The organism is Stenotrophomonas sp. P2112, assembly GCF_041897515.1.
GTDB classification, from domain to species: Bacteria; Pseudomonadota; Gammaproteobacteria; order Xanthomonadales; family Xanthomonadaceae; genus Stenotrophomonas; species Stenotrophomonas sepilia.
The window spans coordinates 1,105,097-1,127,341 of record NZ_CP169216.1 but is presented as its reverse complement, the minus strand read 5'-3'; the positions used below and the strand labels follow the sequence as shown (position 1 = coordinate 1,127,341).

20 protein-coding genes are annotated in these 22,245 nt (G+C 67.3%); 11 read left to right on the top strand and 9 right to left on the bottom strand.

Going from position 1 to position 22,245, the window contains the following annotated elements:
• Positions 1 to 172 precede the first annotated feature (172 nt).
• Positions 173 to 2,929, top strand: coding sequence for a TonB-dependent receptor (locus ACEPA4_RS05295; protein ID WP_262090039.1), 2,757 nt, complete (start codon positions 173 to 175; stop codon positions 2,927 to 2,929).
• A 278-nt stretch (positions 2,930 to 3,207) separates the two neighbouring features.
• Here ACEPA4_RS05295 and ACEPA4_RS05290 read toward each other — a convergent pair whose 3' ends face one another.
• The gene (locus ACEPA4_RS05290) at positions 3,208 to 4,821 is read right to left on the bottom strand and encodes an alpha-glucosidase family protein (protein ID WP_262090040.1); all 1,614 of its coding nucleotides are present in this window, start codon (positions 4,819 to 4,821) and stop codon (positions 3,208 to 3,210) included.
• Positions 4,822 to 5,035: 214 nt separating this feature from the next.
• Between ACEPA4_RS05290 and ACEPA4_RS05285 the strand changes: the two genes are divergently transcribed.
• Entirely contained in the window at positions 5,036 to 6,034 is a 999-nt protein-coding gene (locus ACEPA4_RS05285; protein ID WP_005415617.1) for a polyprenyl synthetase family protein, read from the top strand.
• A gap of 80 nt (positions 6,035 to 6,114) precedes the next feature.
• On the opposite strand, the gene ACEPA4_RS05280 is transcribed toward ACEPA4_RS05285, so the two are convergent.
• Entirely contained in the window at positions 6,115 to 6,900 is a 786-nt protein-coding gene (locus ACEPA4_RS05280) for a dienelactone hydrolase family protein (RefSeq protein WP_262090472.1), read from the bottom strand.
• 133 nt (positions 6,901 to 7,033) lie between these two features.
• Between ACEPA4_RS05280 and ACEPA4_RS05275 the strand changes: the two genes are divergently transcribed.
• Entirely contained in the window at positions 7,034 to 7,627 is a 594-nt protein-coding gene (locus tag ACEPA4_RS05275; RefSeq protein ID WP_065177913.1) for an SMI1/KNR4 family protein, read from the top strand.
• Positions 7,628 to 7,714: 87 nt separating this feature from the next.
• Here ACEPA4_RS05275 and ACEPA4_RS05270 read toward each other — a convergent pair whose 3' ends face one another.
• From ACEPA4_RS05270 to ACEPA4_RS05255, 4 genes are all read right to left on the bottom strand, one after another.
• Positions 7,715 to 8,251, bottom strand: a complete 537-nt coding sequence (locus tag ACEPA4_RS05270) for a hypothetical protein (protein ID WP_065177914.1) — start codon at positions 8,249 to 8,251, stop codon at positions 7,715 to 7,717.
• 98 nt (positions 8,252 to 8,349) lie between these two features.
• The gene (murD, locus tag ACEPA4_RS05265) at positions 8,350 to 9,759 is read right to left on the bottom strand and encodes a UDP-N-acetylmuramoyl-L-alanine--D-glutamate ligase (RefSeq protein ID WP_262090474.1); all 1,410 of its coding nucleotides are present in this window, start codon (positions 9,757 to 9,759) and stop codon (positions 8,350 to 8,352) included.
• On the bottom strand, positions 9,740 to 11,092 hold the full coding sequence (murL, locus tag ACEPA4_RS05260; RefSeq protein ID WP_262090475.1) for a UDP-N-acetyl-alpha-D-muramoyl-L-alanyl-L-glutamate epimerase: 1,353 nt from the start codon (positions 11,090 to 11,092) through the stop codon (positions 9,740 to 9,742). The genes murD and murL overlap by 20 nt, the downstream gene beginning before the upstream one ends.
• 76 nt (positions 11,093 to 11,168) lie before the next feature.
• A complete protein-coding gene (locus ACEPA4_RS05255; RefSeq protein ID WP_139726797.1) occupies positions 11,169 to 13,763 on the bottom strand; it encodes a bifunctional aspartate kinase/diaminopimelate decarboxylase in 2,595 nt (864 codons plus the stop codon).
• Positions 13,764 to 13,838: 75 nt separating this feature from the next.
• On the opposite strand from ACEPA4_RS05255, the gene ACEPA4_RS05250 reads away from it, so the two are divergent.
• Both ACEPA4_RS05250 and ACEPA4_RS05245 read left to right on the top strand, forming a co-directional pair.
• Positions 13,839 to 14,714, top strand: a complete 876-nt coding sequence (locus ACEPA4_RS05250; protein WP_139726796.1) for a PhzF family phenazine biosynthesis protein — start codon at positions 13,839 to 13,841, stop codon at positions 14,712 to 14,714.
• A gap of 71 nt (positions 14,715 to 14,785) precedes the next feature.
• The gene (locus ACEPA4_RS05245) at positions 14,786 to 15,664 is read left to right on the top strand and encodes a PhzF family phenazine biosynthesis protein (protein WP_164093564.1); all 879 of its coding nucleotides are present in this window, start codon (positions 14,786 to 14,788) and stop codon (positions 15,662 to 15,664) included.
• A 99-nt stretch (positions 15,665 to 15,763) separates the two neighbouring features.
• On the opposite strand, the gene ACEPA4_RS05240 is transcribed toward ACEPA4_RS05245, so the two are convergent.
• Entirely contained in the window at positions 15,764 to 16,195 is a 432-nt protein-coding gene (locus ACEPA4_RS05240; RefSeq protein ID WP_005415607.1) for an OsmC family protein, read from the bottom strand.
• A 372-nt stretch (positions 16,196 to 16,567) separates the two neighbouring features.
• On the opposite strand from ACEPA4_RS05240, the gene ACEPA4_RS05235 reads away from it, so the two are divergent.
• The 4 genes from ACEPA4_RS05235 (at position 16,568) to ACEPA4_RS05220 (ending at position 18,842) form a co-directional block, all read left to right on the top strand.
• A complete protein-coding gene (locus ACEPA4_RS05235) occupies positions 16,568 to 16,966 on the top strand; it encodes an HU family DNA-binding protein (RefSeq protein ID WP_005415606.1) in 399 nt (132 codons plus the stop codon).
• A gap of 293 nt (positions 16,967 to 17,259) precedes the next feature.
• Positions 17,260 to 17,568 carry a DUF3861 family protein gene (locus tag ACEPA4_RS05230; RefSeq protein WP_065177921.1) on the top strand — a complete coding sequence of 103 codons (309 nt, stop codon included), beginning with the start codon at positions 17,260 to 17,262 and terminating at the stop codon, positions 17,566 to 17,568.
• Positions 17,569 to 17,624: 56 nt separating this feature from the next.
• Positions 17,625 to 18,164, top strand: coding sequence for a hypothetical protein (locus tag ACEPA4_RS05225; protein WP_139726794.1), 540 nt, complete (start codon positions 17,625 to 17,627; stop codon positions 18,162 to 18,164).
• 81 nt (positions 18,165 to 18,245) lie between these two features.
• Positions 18,246 to 18,842: a DUF1439 domain-containing protein gene (locus ACEPA4_RS05220; protein ID WP_374083013.1), complete on the top strand. Its 597-nt coding sequence runs from the start codon at positions 18,246 to 18,248 to the stop codon at positions 18,840 to 18,842.
• A 38-nt stretch (positions 18,843 to 18,880) separates the two neighbouring features.
• Here the strand turns inward: ACEPA4_RS05220 and ACEPA4_RS05215 are convergent, their stop codons facing one another.
• Together ACEPA4_RS05215 and ACEPA4_RS05210 are read right to left on the bottom strand one after the other, a co-directional pair.
• Positions 18,881 to 19,423 carry a type 1 glutamine amidotransferase domain-containing protein gene (locus ACEPA4_RS05215; RefSeq protein WP_005415602.1) on the bottom strand — a complete coding sequence of 181 codons (543 nt, stop codon included), beginning with the start codon at positions 19,421 to 19,423 and terminating at the stop codon, positions 18,881 to 18,883.
• Positions 19,424 to 19,545: 122 nt separating this feature from the next.
• Positions 19,546 to 20,013, bottom strand: coding sequence for an SET domain-containing protein (locus ACEPA4_RS05210; protein ID WP_012479369.1), 468 nt, complete (start codon positions 20,011 to 20,013; stop codon positions 19,546 to 19,548).
• Between the two features lie 211 nt (positions 20,014 to 20,224).
• On the opposite strand from ACEPA4_RS05210, the gene ACEPA4_RS05205 reads away from it, so the two are divergent.
• Together ACEPA4_RS05205 and sufB are read left to right on the top strand one after the other, a co-directional pair.
• The gene (locus tag ACEPA4_RS05205) at positions 20,225 to 20,680 is read left to right on the top strand and encodes an SUF system Fe-S cluster assembly regulator (protein ID WP_049414161.1); all 456 of its coding nucleotides are present in this window, start codon (positions 20,225 to 20,227) and stop codon (positions 20,678 to 20,680) included.
• An 18-nt stretch (positions 20,681 to 20,698) separates the two neighbouring features.
• Positions 20,699 to 22,174, top strand: coding sequence for a Fe-S cluster assembly protein SufB (gene sufB / locus ACEPA4_RS05200; RefSeq protein WP_005408435.1), 1,476 nt, complete (start codon positions 20,699 to 20,701; stop codon positions 22,172 to 22,174).
• Positions 22,175 to 22,245: the final 71 nt, after the last annotated feature.

Genomic DNA, 22,245 nt, shown 5'->3' with positions numbered 1-22,245 from the left:
TGCATGAAAGCGATTACACCCCTGCAGACGCCATTGAATACGTATGCAGGGTGATTCCCGCGAAGAACGCGCTGCCTACCATAGCGGCGACGACAGCGGCCACCGCGTCGCACGTTCACGGCGCCGCCGGAACGCTCACAAATCGATCTGCAACATTGCCTGGGAGGGGAAAATGTTGAACCACAAGCGCAGCGCGCTCAGCATCGCGCTGGCCGTTGTCCTGGCGCCGACGCTGGCGTCGGCACAGTCCACGCAGAGCACCACCACGCCGGCCGGCACCGCCGCCACCAACCTCGATACGGTGCAGGTCACCGGGATCCGCCGCGGCATCGAGAGCGCGATCGCGGTCAAGCAGGACGCCACCTCGGTGGTCGAAGCGATCTCCGCCGAAGACATCGGCAAGCTGCCCGACGTCAGCATCGCCGAGTCCATTTCGCGCCTGCCCGGCCTGGCCGCCCAGCGCGTTGCCGGCCGTGCGCAGGTGATCAGCGTGCGCGGCCTGTCGCCGGACTTCGCCACCACCCTGCTCAATGGCCGCGAAGTGGTCAGCACCGGCGACAACCGTGGCGTCGAGTTCGACCAGTATCCGTCCGAACTGGTCAACGGCGTGACAGTGTACAAGACCCCGGACGCGGCGCTGGTCGGCCAGGGCCTGTCGGGCACCATCGACATGCAGACCGCTCGCCCGCTCAGCTTCGGCGAGCGCGTGATCGCGGTCAGTGGCCGCTACCAGAAGAGCTCGCTGGGCCGCGCCGCCAACGCCGATCCGTACGGCAACCGCTTCAGCGCCAGCTACATCGACCAGTTCCTGGACAAGACCCTGGGCATCGCCATCGGCTATGCGCACAGCGACATGCCGATCCAGGAGAACCAGGTCGGCCTGTACGAACCGTGGACCACCGAGCACACCGACAAGGGCGACCGTCCGGGCGTGGGTGCCGGCACCTACTTCTCCGATGGCATCAAGGCGCTGCGCCGCACCGGCAACAACAAGCGTGACGGCGTGATGGCCACGATCCAGTTCCGGCCGAACAACAGCTGGACCAGCACCTTCGATGCATTCCACACCGAAGCCGAGCAGATCGACACCGCCAACCAGTTCGAGCTGAACCTCAGCAACTACAACGGCAACTACACCCCGGGCCTGCTGGTCAGCAACCCGCAGGTCAACGCCAATGGCTCGTTCACCGGTGGCACTGCCAGTGGCGTGTATCCGCTGGTTCGCGGCATGTACAACAAGCGCAAGGACAAGATCGATGCGTTCGGCTGGAACAACGAGTTCAACTTCAGTGGCGTCAAGCTGGTCGCCGACCTGAACTACTCCAAGGCCACGCGCGACGAGCTGAACCTGGAAAACAACCTGCAGCTGACGCCGATGCCGCAACTGGATACGGTCGGCGTGACGATCCGCCAGGACGGGTTCTCGCAGATCAGCCCAGGGCTGAACTATTCCAACCCCGACGCCCTGTTCCTGACCAACACCATCTACGGTTCCGGCTACGGCAAGGTGCCGAAGGTGGAAGACCGCCTGAAGGGTGGCAAGCTGGCCGCCACCATTGCCCTGCCCGATGCCCTCGCGTCGTGGGCGCCGGACATCGACATCGGCGTGAACTACGCCGACCGCCGCAAGGTGAAGACCCAGTCCGAAGGCAACATCCTGCTGGGTGCGCAGGGCGACGCCAACATCGCCTCGGACCTGCAGTACCGCCCGGTCAACCTGGGCTTCGCCGGCCTCGGCACCATCCCGGCCTGGAACGTGCCCGCTGCGGTGGGCCGCTACATGACCTTCAACCCGGTCGACAACCTGGACTACCTGATTCCCAAGTCGTGGACGGTACAGGAGAAGATCACCACCGCCTGGGCGCGCCTGAACATCAACGCCGACATCGGTGAAGTCGGCGTACGCGGCAACATCGGCGTGCAGATGCAGCACACCGACCAGAGTTCGGATTCGCGCTACTGGGACAGCTCGCAGTCGGCCGGCAACAACGTGCAGCCGTACTCGAACGGCCGCACCTACAACGATTGGCTGCCGAGCCTGAACCTGGCCTTCCTGTTCCCTCACCAGCAGACGCTGCGCTTCGCCGCTGCAAAGCAGGTCGCACGCCCGCGCGTGGACCAGATGCGCGCCGGCCTGGAGTTCGGCGTAGACACCGGCACCGGCCGCCCCGGCGGCAGCGGCGGCAATCCGCTGCTGGACCCGTGGCGTGCCACCGCGCTGGACCTGTCCTACGAGAAGTACTTCGGCGAGAAGGCCTACGTGGCTGCCGCGATCTTCTACAAGGACCTGAAGAGCTACGTCTACACCCAGTCGGTCGACAACTACGACTTCACCGCGCTGCTGGGCAGCTACGTGCCGCCGCCGGGCATGACGGCACCGGTGCTGACCACCGGCACCTTCTCCGCCCCGCAGAACGGCAAGGGCGGCACGCTGAAGGGCCTGGAACTGACCGCATCGTTCCCGCTGGAGATGCTGACCGACAGCCTGCGTGGCTTCGGCGTGCAGGCCAGCGCGACCTTCAACAAGAGCGACATCACCATCCTGGATCCGGAAAGCGCCTCCAGCGTGGGCAGTGATCCGATCAGCCTGCCGGGCCTGTCCAAGCGCGTGTACAACTTCACCGCCTACTACGAGCGCAGCGGCTTCGAAGCACGCGTCAGCCAGCGCCGGCGTTCGGACTTCATCGGCGAGATCGGCAACTTCAACGGCAACCGCAGCCTGCGCTACGTTGTCGGCGAGAACGTGACCGATGCGCAGATCAGCTATACCTTCAGCGACAGCAGTGCCCTGCGTGGCCTGACCCTGCTTCTGCAGGGCAGCAACCTGACCAACGAGCCGTACCGCACCTACGCCGGCAGCAAGGACCGCCCGCTGGAGTACATCGAGTGGGGCCGCACCTACATGCTGGGCGTGAACTACAAGTTCTGATCACGGCCGGGTCGTGCCGGCCGCTGGCTGGCACCCCGAACCCGGTAGCGCCGGCCGCTGGCCGGCAACACAAAGGGAGCAGGACCGGAAACCCGCTGCGCAGGCAGCGGGTTTTCTTTTGCGCGGATGCCGGCACGTGATCAGCAAGGCCCATGCAGCGACATTCCAAGCCGTAGATCCATGCCATGCGTGGATGCCGTTCACCGGAATTCCACCCACAAAAAAGGGACGGGGCGCTTCGGCCCCGTCCCCGCAAGTACCGCCACCGGAGAAAACGGTCAGCTGCGTCGGGCGCAATACACCGCGCACGGCGGCAGCTGGAGTTCGTTGCCCTGCACCGTGCCCGCATCCGGGCCCGGTACCGCCACCTGCTGCCAGTTGCCCGGCGGCAGCGGATGGGTCACTGCCTCGGCCGACAGGTTGAAGGCCAGCAGGAGGGTTTCATCTGCAAGCATACGCTCGAACAGCAGCACTGGCTCGGCGCTTTCAAGGAATCTGATGCTGCCATGCAGAAGCGCCGGCTGGGTATGCCGCCAGGCCAGGAACGCCCGGAACGCCGCCAGCACCGAGTGCGGGTCGCGTTCCTGCACAGCCACCGCCGCCGCCCGGTGCTCGGCCGGAATCGGCAGCCAGGGCTGGCCGCTGGTGAAGCCGGCCAGCGGTGCATCGGTCCACGGCAGCGGGGTGCGGCAGCCATCACGGCCCTTGAAGTTCGGCCAGAAGGTGATGCCGTAGGGGTCCTGCAGGGCCTCGAATGGCACCTCGGCCTCGGCCAGGCCGAGCTCCTCGCCCTGGTACAGGCAGACCGAACCGCGCAGCGAGCACAGCATCGCCACCAGCATCCGCGCCAGGCGCGGGTCAGCCGGGTGACCGCCCCAGCGGCTGACCGCCCGCTCCACGTCGTGATTGGAAACCGCCCAGCACGGCCAGCCTTCGGTCATCGCCGCTTCCAGGCGTGAGACCGTGTCGCGGATGTAGGCCGCGCTGTAGTCGTTCACCAGCAGCTCGAAGCTGTACCCCATGTGCAGGCGGCCTTCGCGGGTGTACTCGGCGGTGGTCGCCAGCGAGTCCTCCGAGGAGATCTCGCCCAGGCTGACCGCGCCCGGGTACTGATCCAGCAGCGCGCGCAGGCGCTCCAGGAACGGCAGGTTCTCCGGCTGGGTGTTGTTGTAGTAGTGGTACTGGTAAGCGTACGGGTTGTCCGGGCTGAAGCCGCGCCCCACCCGCTTCTCCGCCGGCTTGGGCGGGTTGTCACGCAGCTGCGCATCGTGGAAGCAGAAGTTGATCGCATCCAGGCGGAAGCCATCCACGCCGCGATCGAGCCAGAAGCGGACATTGTCCAGGGTGGCCTGCTGCACGTCCGGGTGATGGAAGTTCAGGTCCGGCTGGTCGACCAGGAAGTTGTGCAGGTAGTACTGCTCGCGGCGCGGCTCCCATTGCCAGGCGCAGCCGCCGAACAGTGACAGCCAGTTGTTGGGCGGGGTGCCGTCCTCGCGCGGGTCGGCCCAGACGTACCAGTCCGCCTTCGGATTGCTGCGGTCCTGGCGGCTCTCGCGGAACCAGGCATGCTCGATCGAGGTATGGCTCAGCACCTGGTCGATCATCACCTTCAGGCCCAGGCCGTGGGCCTTGGCCAGCAGGCGGTCGAAGTCGTCCAGGCTGCCGAACAGCGGGTCGACGTCGCGGTAGTCGGCGATGTCGTAGCCGAAGTCGGCCATGGGGGACTTGAAGAACGGCGAGATCCAGATCGCATCCACGCCCAGCGCGGCAATGTGGTCCAGGCGCTCGATGATGCCCGGCAGGTCGCCCACCCCATCGCCGTTGGCATCGAGGAAACTGCGCGGGTAGATCTGGTAGATGACGGCTCCGCGCCACCATGGATAGTGCGACATCGACAGCCCCCCTCCGGGCATGCGGGACCCGCCGACAGCGGGCCGAAATCCTGATCCGGCAAGCTTAGCGGTGGCCTCGCGGGCATGGCGCAACCTGCATACGTATTCACGCGAAGGGCCGCGCAGGCCGGGCTGGAATTGCCGCTCGGGCCGGTTTGCGCCCGAATTCACGGCCAGCGCCTATAATCGATGGTGAGCCTGAAAGCCTGATCGCATGACCATCACCGAAGACACCCGTCCCGCCCTGGGCCTGCCCCAGATCCAGTCGCTTGCCGCGGCCGACATGGCCGCCGTCGACGCCCTGATCCGGCGCCGGCTGTCCTCGGACGTCGTGCTGATCAACCAGATCGCCGACCACATCATTTCCGCCGGCGGCAAGCGCCTGCGCCCGATGCTGGTGATGCTGGCCGGCCACGCGGTCGGCCAGGCCGGCCCGGAGCACCACCAGCTGGCGGCGATCATCGAGTTCATCCACACCTCTACCCTGCTGCACGACGACGTGGTGGACGAGTCCAGCCTGCGGCGTGGCCGCAGCACCGCCAACGCGCTGTGGGGCAACGCGCCCAGCGTGCTGGTGGGCGACTTCCTGTACTCGCGCAGCTTCCAGCTGATGGTCGAGCTGGAGCGCATGCCGGTGATGCAGATCCTGGCCGATGCCACCAACCGCATCGCCGAGGGTGAAGTGCTGCAGCTGCTGCATGTGCACAACCCGGACACCGATGAAGCCGCCTACCTGCGCGTGATCGAGCGCAAGACCGCGGTGCTGTTCGCCGCCGGCACCCGCCTGGGCGCGCTGGCCAGCGGCGTGGATGAGGCGACCCAGCAGGCCCTGTTCGACTACGGCATGCACCTGGGCTACGCATTCCAGATCGCCGACGACGTGCTGGACTACTCGGCCAACGCCGAGGAGCTGGGCAAGAACCTGGGCGACGACCTCGCCGAGGGCAAGGCCACGTTGCCGCTGATCCACGCGATGGCCCACTCCGATGACGCTACCCGCGAGCGCCTGCGCACCATCGTGCAGGACGGCGACGCCTCGGCGATGCCGGAAGTGCTGGCCGCGATCCGCGTCACCGGCGGCCTGGAGTACAGCCGCCGCCGCGCCGAAGAGTACGCCGAAGCCGCCGAGCGTGCGCTCGACGGCCTGGGCGACAATGACGCCGTGGCTGCCCTGCGCGGCCTGGCCCGCTACGCGGTGCAGCGCTCGCATTGATGGAGGCGTGCCGACCAACGGTCGGCACCCACCAAACCGGCATTCCGGTGGGTGCCGACCGTTGGTCGGCACGCCGTTTATTACCGGAAGCGCTCCTCGAAGAATTCATCCAGCGCCTTCCACGCGCGCTTTGCCGCCCGCTCGTTGTACTGGCAGCCCGGCGGGCTGTTGGCGTCGCGCTCGGCGAAGCAGTGCACCGCACCACTGTAGTTGGTGAACTCCCAATCGACCTTGGCCGCGTCCATTTCCTTCTGGAAAGCGGCGATGTCCTCGGCGGTCACGCTCTTGTCATCGGCGCCATTGAGCACCAGCACGGACGGATGGGTGCCACCGGCCTGCGCCGGCAAGGGCGAACCCAACCCACCGTGCAGGCTGACCACAGCGGCCAGCGGCGCACCGGCGCGGGCCAGCTCCAGCACCGTGGTGCCACCGAAACAGAAACCGACCGCACCGATCCGGCTGGCATCCAGCGGCACCTTGCCGGCCTGCGCCTTGAGCACGTTCACCGCTTCCAGTGCACGCGCACGCAGCCGCGGCCGGTCATTGCGCAGCTTGCTGGCCACCGGCCCCGCCTCCGCATCACTCTTCGGCCGCACGTCCTTGCCATAGACATCGGCCACCAGCACCACGTAGTCATCACCGGCCAGCTGCTTGGCCTTCTCGACCGCCGACTCGTTCACACCCTTCCAGTTCGGCACCATCACCAGGCCCGGGCGCTTGTCGTGCCCACCATCGTCATAGACCAGCACGCCACTGAAGGTCGTGCCCTGGTGCTTCCACTCCACCGGCTGCGTCTTCATCGCCGCCCAGGCCGGCATCGCCGCCAGCCCCAGCATCATCGCCACACCGCATCGCCAACGATTCATGCGCCTGCTCCGCAAGAAAAAGGGGACGGAGGGGATTAAGCCGTATTCGCCCCTCCCGCGTCGCATTCTGCATTGGCGGCGTGACGCAGGTGTGGTTGGATACGACTTAATCCCCTCCGTCCCCTTTTTTCGCATGAATCTTGTTGATCGCTTTCTGTCTGGCCTGATCCCGCGTTTGCCTGCCGAGGATGCCCCGCAGTGGGCACATGTCCAGGGCGCCAGCGCCGAGGACCTGCAGCGCCTGCGAGCGCAGTGGCCGCAGGTGCCGGACAGCCTGGTGGAACTCCTATCGCGCGTGGATGGCACCCACTACCGGGAGTACCCCGGCGGCAAGGTCTGCGTACTGATGCTGGGCTCGGACGTGGAGGACGGTGGCTACCCGTACTACCTGCGCTCGGTCGCGCAGATCTTCGAGGACCAGCAGCAGTGGGACGACAGCATCCGTTCCATCTACGAAGAGTGGCTGGATGAGGAGCCGGAGATCCTCGGTGAAGGCATCGACGGTGATCTACCGATGAGCAGGCGCCTGTGCTTCTCGCACTGCATGAACAACGGCGGCACCTCGATGCTGTACCTGGATTTCGATCCGGCACCGGGTGGTACGGTCGGCCAGGTGGTGCGCTACCTGCACGATCCGGACAGCTACGCAGTCATTGCGCCGAGCTTCGATGCGTACCTGCAGCAGCTCATTGACGGCGGTTACGCGTTCATCGACGAAGACGAATGAAGGCCGCCGAGCGTGGGCTCGGCGCTACAGTAGAGCCACGCCATGCGTGGATGAATTTCCCCGCAGGTTGCCGGCCAGCGGCCGGCACTACCCACGCTCGATCCAGTGCAACGTGCCCGGCTCGAATGCCAGCAGATCCGACGCCGCCAGATGCGCGCGCGACCAGCGCCGTTCCGGCGGCTTCGGCTGCCGGGCACCCACCGAACCGTCATAGTCGCGCACCAGCAGGCCGATGCGCGCGGCCCCAGCCTGCAACAGCGCGTCGATACGCTGCAACCACTGGCCGGCATCGTCCAGGGCTTCATCGCGGCGTGCCTGCTGATCCTGTTCATGCCGCGCCAACTGCGCCGCCAACGCGCGCGCGATCTTCGCTTCGCTCCAGCCCTTCCTGCGCCAGCGTTCGGCATCATCGCCGTTCCACTCACGAACCGCCTGCGCCGAGGCCAGCGACGTGCCGCAATCGCAGTGCGCGGCACTCAGCCACGGCTGCCAATCCGGGCCCACCGCTGACTGCAGGCTGGGCGAATCCTGCGCAAACAGGCGCCGGCCACTGCGCTGCATGATCGCGGCGGCTTCAACGTGCGATAAGGATGCGGGCAGGAACAGGGTAATGAAGGTGCACATGCGGGCATCCGGGTCCGTCCGGGGATGCCTGCATGATAAACGCACGATGGGGTCAGAACCCTTTCCTGCGGAAAGGGATCCGACCCCGATCCCGCCGGTCAGGCGATGCCCAACCCCGGAATCGCGCTGATGCTGTCCGGATCGAACCCAGCCAGTTCGGCGAAATGGCGTCCGCGCGCCACGTAATCGCGGTAGGCCCCGAAGCTCGGCGCACCCGGCGACAGCAGCACCACCCCGCCCTGTGCGCCCAGCGCCGTGCGCGCCAACGCCATCGCCTCGGCAAGATCGCCCGCAGCGTGCAGGCCGAAGCGGCCGGCGTCGGCCAGCGGCTGCAGCATCGCGTGGATGCGCGGGCCGTTGCTGCCCATGGTCACGATCTCCACCGGCGGCACATCGTGCGCCATGTGCTGCATGAAGTCGGTCCAGTCCAGGCCACGGTCGTGCCCGCCCACCAGCAGCGCGATGCGCTGCCCGGCGAAGCACTCCAGCGCCGCCAGGCTGGCATGCGGCGTGGTGCTGATCGAATCGTTGACGTAGGTCAGGCCATCGGCCACGCCAATCCGCTGCAGGCGGTTCGGCAGCGGGCGGAAATCCTGCACCGCCGGTGCCAGCGCCACGGCATCCAGGCCCAGCGCTTCCAGTGCAGCCAGCACCGCGCACAGGTTGCCGCGGTTGTGGCGGCCCGGCAGCGGCGTGTTGCGGGTATCGAACACCGCCTGTTCGCCGCGATGCACGATGTCGCCCCGCATATGCCAGCCCTGCGGCTGGTTGAACCAGACCACCTCACTATCGGGCAGCGACAGTGCCGCCAGGTGCGGATCGGCCGCATTGAGCACGGCAATGCGCGGTGCGGCTTCCGTCACCAGCCGCAGCTTGTCTTCGATGTAACGCCGTTCGCTGCCGTGCCAGTCCAGGTGTTCCGGGAACAGGTTCAGCACCACTGCCACCTGCGGGTGGGCGCCACTGCGCGCCACTTCACCGGTCTGGTAGCTGGACAGCTCGACGGCCCAGTACTCGGGCGCCGGCTGCGGGTCCAGCACCTCCAGCAGCGGCAGGCCGATGTTGCCGACCAGTCCGGTGCGGTGGCCGGCCGCGCGCAACAGGTGCGCGACCAGCGCGGTGGTGGTGCTCTTGCCCTTGGTGCCGGTCACGCACACGGTGTCGTGCACGATGCCATCGTCAGCCGCATGCTCGGCGAACCACAGCGCAGTGCCGCCGATGAAGGTGGTGCCCTGCGCTGCCGCCGCCAGCGCGATCGGCTGATAGGGACTGATGCCGGGCGATTTGATCACCACGTTGAACGCGGCCAGCGCTTCAGCGGAAGGCTCGCCACGCACGTCCAGGGCGCTCTGTGTTTCCACGCGTGCGGCCCCAACTTCGGCCGCCGGGCAGAACAGGCTCAGCGGCAGCGTGGGCAGGCGCTCACGAAGTACCGCAAACGCGGCGCGGCCCTCGCGGCCCCAGCCCCACAGCGCGACGCGCTTTCCTTCAAGCTTCGAAATCTTCACGCACCCGGTCCCACAGCGCAGCCGGAACGCGGTGCTCGCCCTGCAGCTGCAGCAGCGGCGCCAGTTCCAGTTCGGCGGCATCCAGCTGCGGCTGGATTTCATTGCAGAAGCGCTTCACCAACACGTCTTCCTTCCATTCCGGGCGCTGGGCCAGGGTCGCCATCGCCGCACGAGATTCGCGGCCTTCGCCCACGCACTCGAACGGCTTGTGGTCCTGGAATTCCAGCAGCGCATCGAAGCCACCGGCCTGCTCGGCATCGTCCAGCAGGTTGCGGCCGAAGATGCGCACCAGGCGCGTCTTGGGCATGAACGGGGCCAGCGCCAGGAACACGAAATGGCACTTCGGGCAGACGCCACACCAGCGGTTCACCGGGCGCTCGCCGAGGATGTGGAAATTGCGGTTGCAGCTGGAGAAGTGCGCGTCGTAGAAATCGGTCTTGGCGAACTGGCGGGCCACCGCCAGCTCGGACAACGGGCGCAGCAGCGAGTAGTACTGCAGGTCCGCCGCAACGTGCGCCTGTACATGGCTGCCGAAGGCCTGTTCAAACACCCAGCCCTTGGACCACTGGTGGTTCACTTCGCCGGTGCCCGGAATCTGGCTGCCGTAGCTGGCCGAACGCTCGTTGGAGAACACGACCTGGTCCACGCCCTGCAGCAACGCGGCCAGCACCATGATTGCCGAGTTCACCGCAGTGACCGGGATGTGGCCGTTCCAGGCGCCCTGGCGGTTGAGCTCGAACAGTTCCGGCGCCAGCGCACGGCCCAGGTTCAGTGTCGGCAGGCCGGTGCGCTCGGCACAGGCGCGGATCAGCTGCGAGCCACCGATCCAGGTCACCGTTTCGTCCACGCCGGCACGGCGCAGCGCTTCGATGCTGACCAGCGAATCCTTGCCGCCGCCGATGGCCACCAGTGCGTGCGGCTGCAGGCCCAGCGCCGGCGCCTGCACGGCCTCGCCCTGCACCGGCAACCGGAAGCGGCCGCGCAGGTTCAGGCCGTTACGGTAGGCGAATTCGCCCAGGCCATTGAGGTAAATGGTCTCCACCAGTGCGGCGGTATCGGCATCGATGCTGTAACTGTCGATGCTGACCGTATCCGGTACGCCGGCCTTGTAGTAGCTGACGCCGGCGATCAGGTGCAGCAGCTGCAGCGCACGCTGCACGGCAGCGGCGCGCGCCTCGTCCAGCACGAACGGGGCACCCGGCACGGTGATGGTCTCCACCATCTCCGGGCCGTCGTCGAAGGCGTAGACCAGCCGGGCCACGCCGGTATCCGCTGCGAAGTCGCAGCGGACGAAGCGGAAGCGGGAAACCTGGTGTTTGTCGAAAGCAGTCATGGTGTATCCGGTCAGGCACGGGCCCGCTCGAGGGCGCGGGGCGTGTCGGTGGGCGGGTGCAGGGCGCGGGCGGTGGTCATTCGATCACGTCTTCGCGCGGCAGCATCCGCTGGTTGTAGGTGTTGGCCATCACATAGCCGTAGGCACCGGCATCGGCGATCAGCATCACGTCGTCCGGCGCGGTCGACACCGGCAGCTTGCGGCGCTTGCCGAACACATCGCTGGATTCGCAGATCGGCCCGACCACATCGAACGCCGCTTCGGCATAACCGCCCTGGCGGCTGAGATTCTCGATGTCATGCCAGGCGTCGTACAGCGCCGGGCGCATCAGTGCGTTCATGCCGGCGTCCAGGCCGACACGGCGCACGCCGTCCTTTTCCACCACCTGGGTGGCATGGGTCAGCAGCACGCCCGATTCGGCCACCAGGTAGCGGCCCGGCTCGATCGCCAGGCGGAATGCCGGGTGCAGTGCCTTGACCTCGGCCAGGCCCTCGGCCCAGGCGTCCAGGTCGAAGGGTTCGTCTTCGTCGCTGTACGGAATCGGCAGGCCACCACCGATATCGATGGTCTGTACGCTGCCGATGCGGCGAGCGAAACCGGCCAGCTCATCGCACATCAGCCGCCAGTGCTGCGCGGTTTCCACGCCGCTGCCCAGGTGCGCATGCAGGCCCACCACGCGGCTGCCCAGTTCGGTGGCCGCGCGCACGAACTCGTCGACGCGAGCGATCGGCAGGCCGAACTTGGACTCCTTGCCACCGGTACGGACCTTGGCGTGGTGGCCCTCGCCCCGGCCCAGATCGACGCGCAGCCACAGCTCGCGGTTGCGGAACAGGTCCGGCCAGCGCTGCAGCGCTTCCACGTTGTCGACGGTCACAGTCACGCCCAGCGCGAACGCCGCCTCGTACTCGCTGCGCGGGCAGAAGCTGGGGGTGAACAGCACGCGCTTGGGCGACAGTTCCGGCAGGTGCTGGAACACATGCTTCAGCTCACCGTGCGACACGCACTCCAGGCCGAAGCCCTCCGCTTCCAGCAGTTGCAGGATGGCCGGGTGGCTGTTGGCCTTGATCGCGTAGTAACGCTGGTCGATCGGCTTGATCGCGGCCAGCGCACGGGCGCGGGCACGCACCGTCGGCAGGTGGTAGACGTAGCGCGGCGTACCAGCATCGGCCAGCTGCAGCAGGTGCGCACGCTGGCCACGCCACCACGGCGTGCCGCGCGGGCGCACGGTGCCGGCAATCTCGCGCCAGCGCGGGCCGAACACTTCGGTCTCTTCCACCGGCATCGCGCCGCTGTCGATCAGCTCTGCGTGCAGCATCGGCAGCAGGCCATCGGCATCGGCCTCGTCGATGACGAAGGTCAGGTTCAGGTCGTTGGACGACTGCGAGATCATGTGTACGCGCTCGCGGCCGAAGGTCGCCCACACGTCCGACAGCTTGTGCAGCAGCGACCGCATGCCGCGGCCCACTAGGGTGATCGCCGCGCACGGCACGATCACCTTCACCTTGCAGATCTGCGACAGGTCGGCCGACAGCGCGGCCAGCACATCGGTGTTGACCAGGTTCTCGGACGGGTCCAGCGACACGGTGACGTTGGTCTCGGCCGAACCGATCAGGTCCACCGACAGGCCGTGCTTCTTGAACAGGTTGAACACATCGGCCAGGAAGCCGACCTGCTGCCACATGCCGATGCCTTCCATCGACACCAGCACGATGCCATTGCGGCGGCTGATCGCCTTCACCCCCGGCACCGGTGCGGCGCTGCCATCGATGCTGGTGCCCGGCAGTTCCGGGCGCTCGGTATCGAGGATGGCCATCGGCACGCCGGCATCGCGGCACGGCTTGATCGAGCGCGGGTGCAGCACCTTGGCGCCGGTGGTGGCGATTTCCTGCGCTTCGTAATAGTCCAGGCGGGTCAGCAGGCGTGCGTCGGGCACGTCCTTCGGATTGGCGCTGAACATGCCCGGCACATCGGTCCAGATCTCCACCCGGCTGGCGCCGAGCAGCGCACCGAAGTACGCCGCCGAGGTATCCGAGCCACCACGGCCGAGGATGGCGGTACCGCCATCGGCATGCCGCGAAATGAAGCCCTGGGTGATCAGCAGGCGGGTCGGCTGCGCGCGGAAGCGCTGCATCCACTCCGCGTCGGCGCGCCACTGGCAGTTCACCGACAGCCGCTGCGACCAGTCGCTCTGGTTCGGCTGCGGCGGCATCGCGTCCAGCCACTGGCGGGCGTCCATCCAGCCCATGTCCAGGCCCGAGGCGCGCAGATAGGCCGCGCCCAGGGTGGAGGACAGCAGCTCGCCCTGGCCCAGCACTTCGGCCTGCCAATCCAGCGGACGGGTAGCCGCCCGCGCATCGTCGAGCAGGCCCTGCAGCGCCGCCAGCCGTTCGGCCAACACCTCGCGGCCCAGGCCGAGTTCGGCCAGGAAGCCCTCATGGCGCTCGACAAGCGCTGCCACGCGATCACCGCTGTCCGGCGCGCCGTCGGCAATCGCGGTCAGTTCGTTGGTGACCCCGGACAGCGCCGATACCACCACCAGCACGCGCGATCCGGTCTCTTCCGCGCGTTTTTTCGCCAGCTTCCCGATCGTGTCCCAGCGGTGACGACGCGACACCGAAGTGCCGCCGAACTTCAGTACGATCCAACGATCGACAAGGGGGGAAGCTGACATGGATTGGCTATGTAGAATGTGGGGAAGCCGCCCTCGGGGGCGGAACCTTTGATTCTAAGCGCAATATCCCCGTAGATGGCCGTCCTCCGTTACCTGCAGCTCGACGTCTTCGCCCCCCGCCCCGGAACCGGCAATCCACTGGGCGCCATCCTGGACGCCGACGCGCTCTCCAGCAGCCAGATGCAGGCCCTGGCCGCCTGGCTGAACCTGTCCGAGACGGTGTTCTTCCTGCGCCCCACCGCGCCCGGCGCCGACTACCACATCCGCATCTTCACCCCGACCCGTGAGCTGGCCTTCGCCGGCCACCCCAGCGTCGGCGCCGCCTGGGCGGCGGTGACCTGCGGCCTGGCCCAACCGCGCGACGGCGCCCTGCTGCAGCAATGCGCGGCAGGGGTGCTGCCAGTACGGGTGAGCGGCCCGGCCGAGGCACTGGAGATCCAGCTGGCCAGCCCGCCGGCACGGCAACTGGACACGGAGGCAGACGGAGCGCCCGCCGCGCTGTTGGCGCTCGCTGCCGACGGGCAGGTGCCCGAACTCTGGGACAACGGCGCACGCTGGTGGCTGCTGCCACTGCGCGATGCCGCCGCCGTTCGCGAGCTGGCACCGGACATGGCCGCGCTGGCCGACTGGAACCTCGCCACCGACGCTACAGGCCTGGCCGTCTTCGCCGATGAAGCCGGCACCGGCCACACCCGCGTGGTGCGTGCCTTCTGCCCCGCTGATGCGCCCGCCGTGCCCGAGGATCCCGTGACCGGCAGTGCCAATGCACTGATCGGCGCCTGGCTGCGGCAGCGCAATGCCCTGCCCGGCCGCGAGGGCCGCTACGTGGCCAGCCAGGGCCGCGAAGTCGGTCGCGATGGTCGCGTGCAGGTACAGGTCGATGCGCAGGGCACGGTGTGGATCGGCGGCCAGGTGCAGCCGGTCATCGACGGCCAGATCCGTTGGCTGTAGAGCCGAGCGTAGGCTCGGCGCTGCAGCGGCGCGTTAAGCTGCGCGCCACCCGATCCTGGAGTTTCGCCCCGATGACCACCCGCCGTTTCCTGCAGCTGGATGTGTTCTCCCCGCGCGCCGGCGCTGGCAACCCGCTGGCCGTGGTACTCGATGCCGAAGGCCTGGACGACGCCAGCATGCAGGCCATCGCACGCTGGACGCGCCTGCCCGAGACCACCTTCGTGTTCCCGCCCCAGGCCGCCGGTGTCAGCTACCGGCTGCGCATGTTCAGCCCGCAGAAGGAAGTGCCGTTCGCCGGCCACCCCAGCGTCGGCACGGCGCATGCAGTACTGCAGGCAGGCCTGGCCACACCGATCGATGGCGTGCTGGTGCAGGACGGCATTGCCGGCGCCCTGCCGCTGCGCGTCAGCGGTGAGGGCGCGCAGCAGCGCATCGCCATCCGCACCCCGCGCGCGCAGTTGGCGGAGACCGCTGAAGCCACCGATCCGCGCCTGCGGGCAGCACTGAAGGACTGGCCACTGGGCTCGCTGCCGCCGGCGCGCATGCAGGGCGGACGCAGCTGGTGGGTGGTGCAGGTGGCCGATGAAGCAGCACTACGCGCGCTGCGCCCTGACTGGAACGCGGTGGCTGCGCTGGCCGAGTCCACCGACAGCATGGGCGTGTTCGCCTATGCCTTCAGCGATGGCAGTGAGGGATTCGATCTGGCCGTGCGCGCTTTCGTCGGCAATGGTCGGCGCTTCGAGGACGCCGCCTCGGGGGCCGCCAATGCAGTGCTGGCCGCGTGGCTGGACCTGCGCGACGCGCTGCCACGTGGCCGTGCGCCGTTCGAAGTCAGCCAAGGCCGCGAAGTCGGCCACGATGCGCGCCTGACCCTGCGGGTCGACGAGGACGGCGAGGTCTGGTCGGGCGGCCAGGTGCAGACGGTGATCACCGGCACCCTTGATTGGTAAAGGGATACTGTAGAGCCGAGCCCTCGCTCGGCTGCTCCTCGGCCAGATCACGGGACCTGCAGAAGCCGAGCATGGGCTCGGCTCTACAGATGCGCCGGCTCAGCCCAGTTCGGCTTCCAGGCTGATCGGCACCGCGCTCAGCGCCTTGGATACCGGGCAGTTCTGCTTGGCGTCATCGGCAATGGCACGGAACTGCGTCGCATCGATGCCGGGCACCACCGCCCTGACCTTCAGGCGGATCTGCGACAGCTGCGGACCGCCTTCCAGCGACAGGTCGACCTTGGCTTCGGTGTCCAGCGAGGTCGGGGTGAAGCCTGCTTCGCCGAGCTTGGCCGACAGCGCCATGGTGAAACAACCCGCGTGCGCGGCGGCGATCAGCTCTTCCGGATTGGTGCCCTTTTCGTCGCCGAAGCGGCTGTTGAAACCGTAGCGGGTCTTCTCCAGCAGCCCACTCTGCGGCGTGCTCAACTGGCCCTTGCCCGTCTTCAGATCGCCTTCCCAGTGCGCGGTGGCGTGTCGCGAGATTCCCATTGTGCTGCTCCTGCGTGGCGGTGATGAACGGCTACCCTCGCACGCCACGCGTTAGCCCTGCGTCGCTCCGCCGCACGCCGGACGTCGTCCCCGAGCCCGGCGAGTGGACACTTCCTCGCCAGCCCGGAACGCATTTTCCTCTTGTTTTCAGTGGTTTCGCGCACCCCACCGATCGGCGGGCGCCGGCGATCGAACACGCTGGCGTGCCCCCATCCCCCACCGCCGACCATGTACTGAATCGGCCTGGATATGAAAAAACATGCACTTTCCGCGCTTCGGGCTATTGGCGGCGCCCAAGAGTTGCCCTACATTGCGCTTGCCGACGGGGTTCGGCGCCGACCAAACAACCAACCGTTCACGGAACAGGAAACCATGGCAAAGACCGCTAAGAAGGCTGCCCCGAAGAAGGCAGCGAAGAAAGTCGCGACGAAGGCAGCCGCCAAGCCGGCCGCTCCGAAGCCGATCAAGGAAGTGCTGACCAAGTCCGGCCTGGTTGCACACATCGCTGAAGCCTCCGGCGTCATCGCCAAGGACGTCCGCGCTGTGCTGGCCTCGCTGGAAAGCGCCGTCGCCTCCTCGGTGCACAAGAAGGGCGCTGGCTCCTTCACCCTGCCGGGCCTGCTGAAGATCACCACCGTCAATGTGCCGGCCAAGCCGAAGCGCAAGGGCATCAACCCGTTCACCAAGGAAGAGCAGTGGTTCGCCGCCAAGCCGGCCACCACCAAGCTGAAGGTGCGTCCGCTGAAGAAGCTGAAGGACGCCGCGCTGTAAGCGCGCGCCCCAACGTGGATTCCGACGGGACGGCTCTGGTCGTCCCGTTTTTTTTGCGTGCCCGGCGGTAGATCCACGCCATGCGTGGATGCGTCGCGCTGCGGCAATCCGCAACACAGCGTTGCCGCCTCCCCGGCAATGCCCGTACAGGCCCGTCGCCACTGGCCGAGCGCGGCTTGGGCAGGTGCTGGAACGTACCGGGTGGAACACTGCGTGCAGCGCCGGCCGTCGCCTCAGGCCGTGGCCTTGCCTATGGTGGGCACATCCTCCACAGCTACGGCGAGCACACCCTCATGGCCAGCCCCTCCACCCGCTACCGGATCTCGGTGACCCCCATCGAAAAGGACGGGCTGCAGTGCACAGGGCGCTGCACCATCGAACTGGAGCATCGCGCCAGCCGCGACCTGATGCGCCTGCTGGAGGCGGCCCCGCGTACCGCCGGTATCAGCGGCGACGAGCGTGCGACCCTGGTGATCGCCACCCAGCTGCTGCGCGATATCGTGCAGCGCCATGCCGAGACCGGCGGCCACGCACTGGCGGCCATCGCCGACCAGGTCCTGCCAGCGCTGGACGCTCTGGATCAGCTGCCCTCCTCCCGCTGATCCCGGCGCAATCGCTACACTGCCGCCCTCCAGGTTGCCTCGCGGAGGAGGCAGACATGCGCAGGAACCTGTTGCTGATCGCACCCTTGGTGCTGCTGGGCTGTTCACGCCCGGCAGCACAGACGACCGGCGACATCGCGGCAGCGTCCGCTCCCGTCGCTGCCACCGCAGCCGCGGACACTCGCACCGGCCCCGATCCCGCAGCAGTGCAGGCAAGTGAAATGCCGGTGCTGTCTGCTGTCGCCGACGGTGCCGAGCCGCCATCGACGATGCTCAACCGCTACATAGCGGCGTTGCTCAACCGCGACCGCGCCGCCAGCGATGCCGCCTGGACGATCCCGCCCAGCGACCCGCGGCATGCGGACGACGCCGCGCTGCGGCAGCTGCAGGACCTGCGCACCCTGCGCCTGCACAGCGATCCCCCGCTCGCCCGCGACGATCGGCAGCCACCGCAGCTGCTTGAAGTGCCGGTGCAGATCCGCGCGGTCACCGCCAACGGTACGTTCCGCTTCGGTGGCTGGTACCGCGTGCAACCCAGCAGCGATGGCAGCGCCTGGCAGATCCAGTCGGCGCAACTGCGTCCGATGCTGGACTGAACCGTTACAGCCGCATGCACGCGCGATTCAGCCTGCACGGCTACTCTTTGATCCATCCATTCCCTGCCATCGGTCACCGCCATGCGCCTGCGTTCCCTGATGACCCGCCTCGCTGCCTCCACCGTACTGATCGCCGCTGCGATCGGCGCGCAGGCGGCTCCCTCCATTTCCGGCCGCGAACTGTCGGTGGGTGCCAGCGACGTGCAGCAGTACCTCGATGGCAGCTTCCCGCGCACCCAGGACGCCCTTGGCGGCCTGATCTCCCTGACCATGAGCCACCCTCAGCTGAGCCTTCCGGCCGGCGAGCGCCTGAACCTTGGCATGGACTTGGCACTGGCCACCGCCGGCGGCAACCCGGCCAAACTGGGTACGGTGAAGCTCAGCAGCGGCCTGCGCTACGACGCGCAGACCCAGGGCTTCCACCTGCAGCAGCCCAGCGTGGATGACTTCACCCCGGCCAACCAGGGCGGCCGCCTCGACTCACGCACCCGCGGCCTGCTCAATGCCTGGCTGAGCGACTACGCCCAGCGCGAACCGATCTACAAGCTGGACCCGGCCGTGGCCGGGGTGCTCGGCGCGCTGCAGGTGCAGGCGGCACAGGTCAAGAACGGCAAGCTGGTGGTCACCTTCAACCAGAACCTGGGCAACCTGGTGCCGGCAGGCCTGCTGGGCAAATAAGGTAGTGCCGGCCGGGGGCCGGCACTACCGGCAAGGCATCACGCGGCGAGTGCCTTGACCACCGCCTCGCTGAAAGCAGGAATGTCATCCGGCTTGCGGCTGGTGATCACGTTGCCGTCGACCACGACCTCGGCATCGCGCCAGTTCGCGCCCGCGTTGGCCAGGTCCTGCTGAAGGGAGGGCCAGGAGGTCAGCTCGCGGCCATCTGCCAGCCCGCTGTTGATCAGCAGCCACGGACCATGGCAGATCGCCGCGACGGGCTTGCCGGCTTCATCCACTGAGCGGATGAAGCTGAGCACCGCGTCGTCGGTGCGCAGTGTGTCCGGATTGATGACGCCCCCTGGCAGCACCAGGGCATCAAAGCCCGCCGGATCCGCCTCGTCCAGCGGAATGTCGACCGCGACGGCGTCGCCCCAGTTCTTCTCTTTCCAGCCCTTGATGGTCGCCTCCTTTGCGGGCGACACCACGCTGACCCGCGCACCTTCCGCTTCCAGCAGCCGTTTGGGCTCGGTCAATTCGGACTGTTCAAAGCCGTGGGTCGCGAGGATTGCGATCTGTTTGCCCTTCAATCGCTCTGCCATGGGTGCACTCCAGTTGGGGGAGTGCACAGCGTGGACGAACGGCCCTTGCACGGCGGTGACCCTGCTGTGCACGGCAGGTGGAGAGGACCCGTGCCGGCCAGCGGCCGGCACTACCGGAAGGATCAACGCTTGGGCTGCAGCATGGTGCCGGTGCACTTGGGCGAGCCGCAGCGGCATTCCCAGATCTTCTTCAGCTTGGCGGTGTGGCGCTCGGCCAGCGTGATGCCGTAGTTGTAGGTCAGCTCTTCGCCAGCCTTGATATCGCGCAGCGCCTCGATGAACACCTTGTCGCCACGGCTGTCGCCGTCCTCATCCTCCTCGATCACCGCCTCGCAGTTCGGGTCGCAGCTGTGGTTGATCCAGCGCGCATCGTTGCCCTTGTAGTTGGCATCGATCACCCAGTCGTCATTGAGGGTGAACAGGAAGGTATGGCCGCTTTCGACGTCGCCGCTGTCATCGGCATCAACGTCGCCATGGCTGCGCAGCAGGCCCTTGTACTGGATCACGCGCTCGCCCTGCTTGATCGGGGCGACGGCGAACACGCCGTTGCCATGGATGGCGGACTTGCGGGCTTGGATCTTCTTCGGCATCGGCACGGGCTGTTTGCAGCGGATGGAACAGGGATTCTCGCCCATTCCGGGTGATTGCGAAAATCACCCGGTTGGCGCAGCATGGCGCCCCCGGCAGCGCCCGCTGGCAAAGCCTCCCGGCCCGGCCCCAGCGCCGGCTGAATGCCCGGGTTGGATGGTGGCGAATAAAAGCGTACAATTTCAGTCCGCTTTAAGAACCACTCGCATCCCCATGTTGCGCGTCACCAAGCTCACCGATTACGCCACCGTCGTGCTGACCGTGCTCGCCGCCCGTCCGGGCGAGGTGCTCAGTGCCACCGAACTGGCCGAATTCACCGGCCTGGAGCCGCCCACCGTCAGCAAGGTACTCAAGCCGCTGGCCCAGGCCGGCCTGGTCGAAGGCCTGCGCGGCGTGCGTGGCGGCTACCGGCTGACCCGCCCGGCCATCGAGATCTCGCTGTTCGAAGTGGTCGAAGCGATGGAAGGGCCGCTTGCCCTGACCGAATGCAGCCACGACCACCACCAGTGCGGCATGGCACCCAAGTGCGGCGCGCGCAGCAGCTGGCGGTTGATCAACGACGTGGTCTCCGAGGCCCTGCGCGACGTCAGTCTTGCGCAGATCCTGCCCCCCCTTCCCCTTGCCGATGACGAACAGCGCCGCACCATCGCTGTTGACGTCGTCTCCTGATCCACAGGCAGCCCCCCCATGGCCACCGAAACCATCGAAAACGTCGCCCACGACGACACCCCCAACCGCGAGATCCACGAGCAGCTCGGCCGCAAGTATTCGGCCGGCTTCATCACCGAGATCGAGTCGGACTCCCTGCCGCCGGGCCTGGACGAGGACACCATCCGTGCCCTGTCGGCCAAGAAGGACGAGCCGGAGTGGATGACGCAGTGGCGCCTGGACGCCTACCGCCACTTCCTGACCATGCCGATGCCGGACTGGGCCAAGCTGGAGATCGCCCCGATCGACCTGCAGGCGCTCAGCTACTACTCCGCGCCGAAGGGCCCGAAGTACGCCTCGCTGGATGACGTGCCCAAGGAGCTTCTGGACACCTACGACAAGCTGGGCGTGCCGCTGCACGAGCGCGCCAAGCTGGCCGGCGTGGCGGTGGATGCGGTGTTCGACTCGGTGTCGGTCGGTACCACCTTCCGCAAGGAACTGGCCGAGAAGGGCATCATCTTCTGCTCGATGTCCGAGGCTATCAAGGAACACCCGGAGCTGGTGCGCCAGTACCTGGGCACCGTGGTGCCGGTGGGTGACAACTACTTCGCCGCGCTCAACTCGGCGGTGTTCTCCGATGGCAGCTTCGTGTTCATTCCCAAGGGCGTGCGCTGCCCGATGGAACTGAGCACCTACTTCCGCATCAACGCCGGCCACACCGGCCAGTTCGAGCGCACCCTGATCGTGTGCGAGGACAAGGCCTACGTGTCCTACCTGGAAGGCTGCACCGCGCCGATGCGCGACGAGAACCAGCTGCACGCCGCAGTGGTCGAGCTGGTCGCGCTGGAAGATGCGGAGATCAAGTACTCCACCGTGCAGAACTGGTACCCGGGCGACGAGAACGGCGTCGGCGGCATCTACAACTTCGTCACCAAGCGTGCCGAATGCCGTGGCGCGCGCAGCAAGGTCACCTGGACCCAGGTCGAGACCGGCTCGGCGATCACCTGGAAGTACCCCTCGTGCGTGCTGCTGGGCGACGATTCGGTCGGTGAGTTCCACTCGGTCGCGCTGACCCATCACCGGCAGCAGGCCGACACCGGCACCAAGATGATCCACGTCGGCAAGCGCACCAAGAGCAAGATCGTCAGCAAGGGCATCAGCGCCGGCCGCGGCCAGAACACCTACCGCGGCCTGGTGCGGGTGGACCGCAATGCCGATGGCGCGCGCAACTACACCCAGTGCGATTCGCTGCTGATCGGCAAGCAGTGCGGCGCGCACACCTTCCCCTACATCGAGGTGAAGAACCCGGGTGCCACCGTCGAGCACGAGGCCACCACCTCGAAGATCTCCGACGACCAGCTGTTCTACTGCCGCGCCCGTGGCATCAGCCAGGAAGACGCGGTGTCGATGATCGTCGACGGCTTCTGCAAGCAGGTGTTCCGCGAACTGCCGATGGAGTTCGCGGTGGAAGCCAAGAAGCTGCTGGAAGTCTCGCTGGAAGGTTCGGTGGGCTGACCGCCCGCCCCTGCCCCTCGCAAACGCATTCTCTTTACCGGCGGGCCGCGGCCCGCCCCACGGAAACCCCA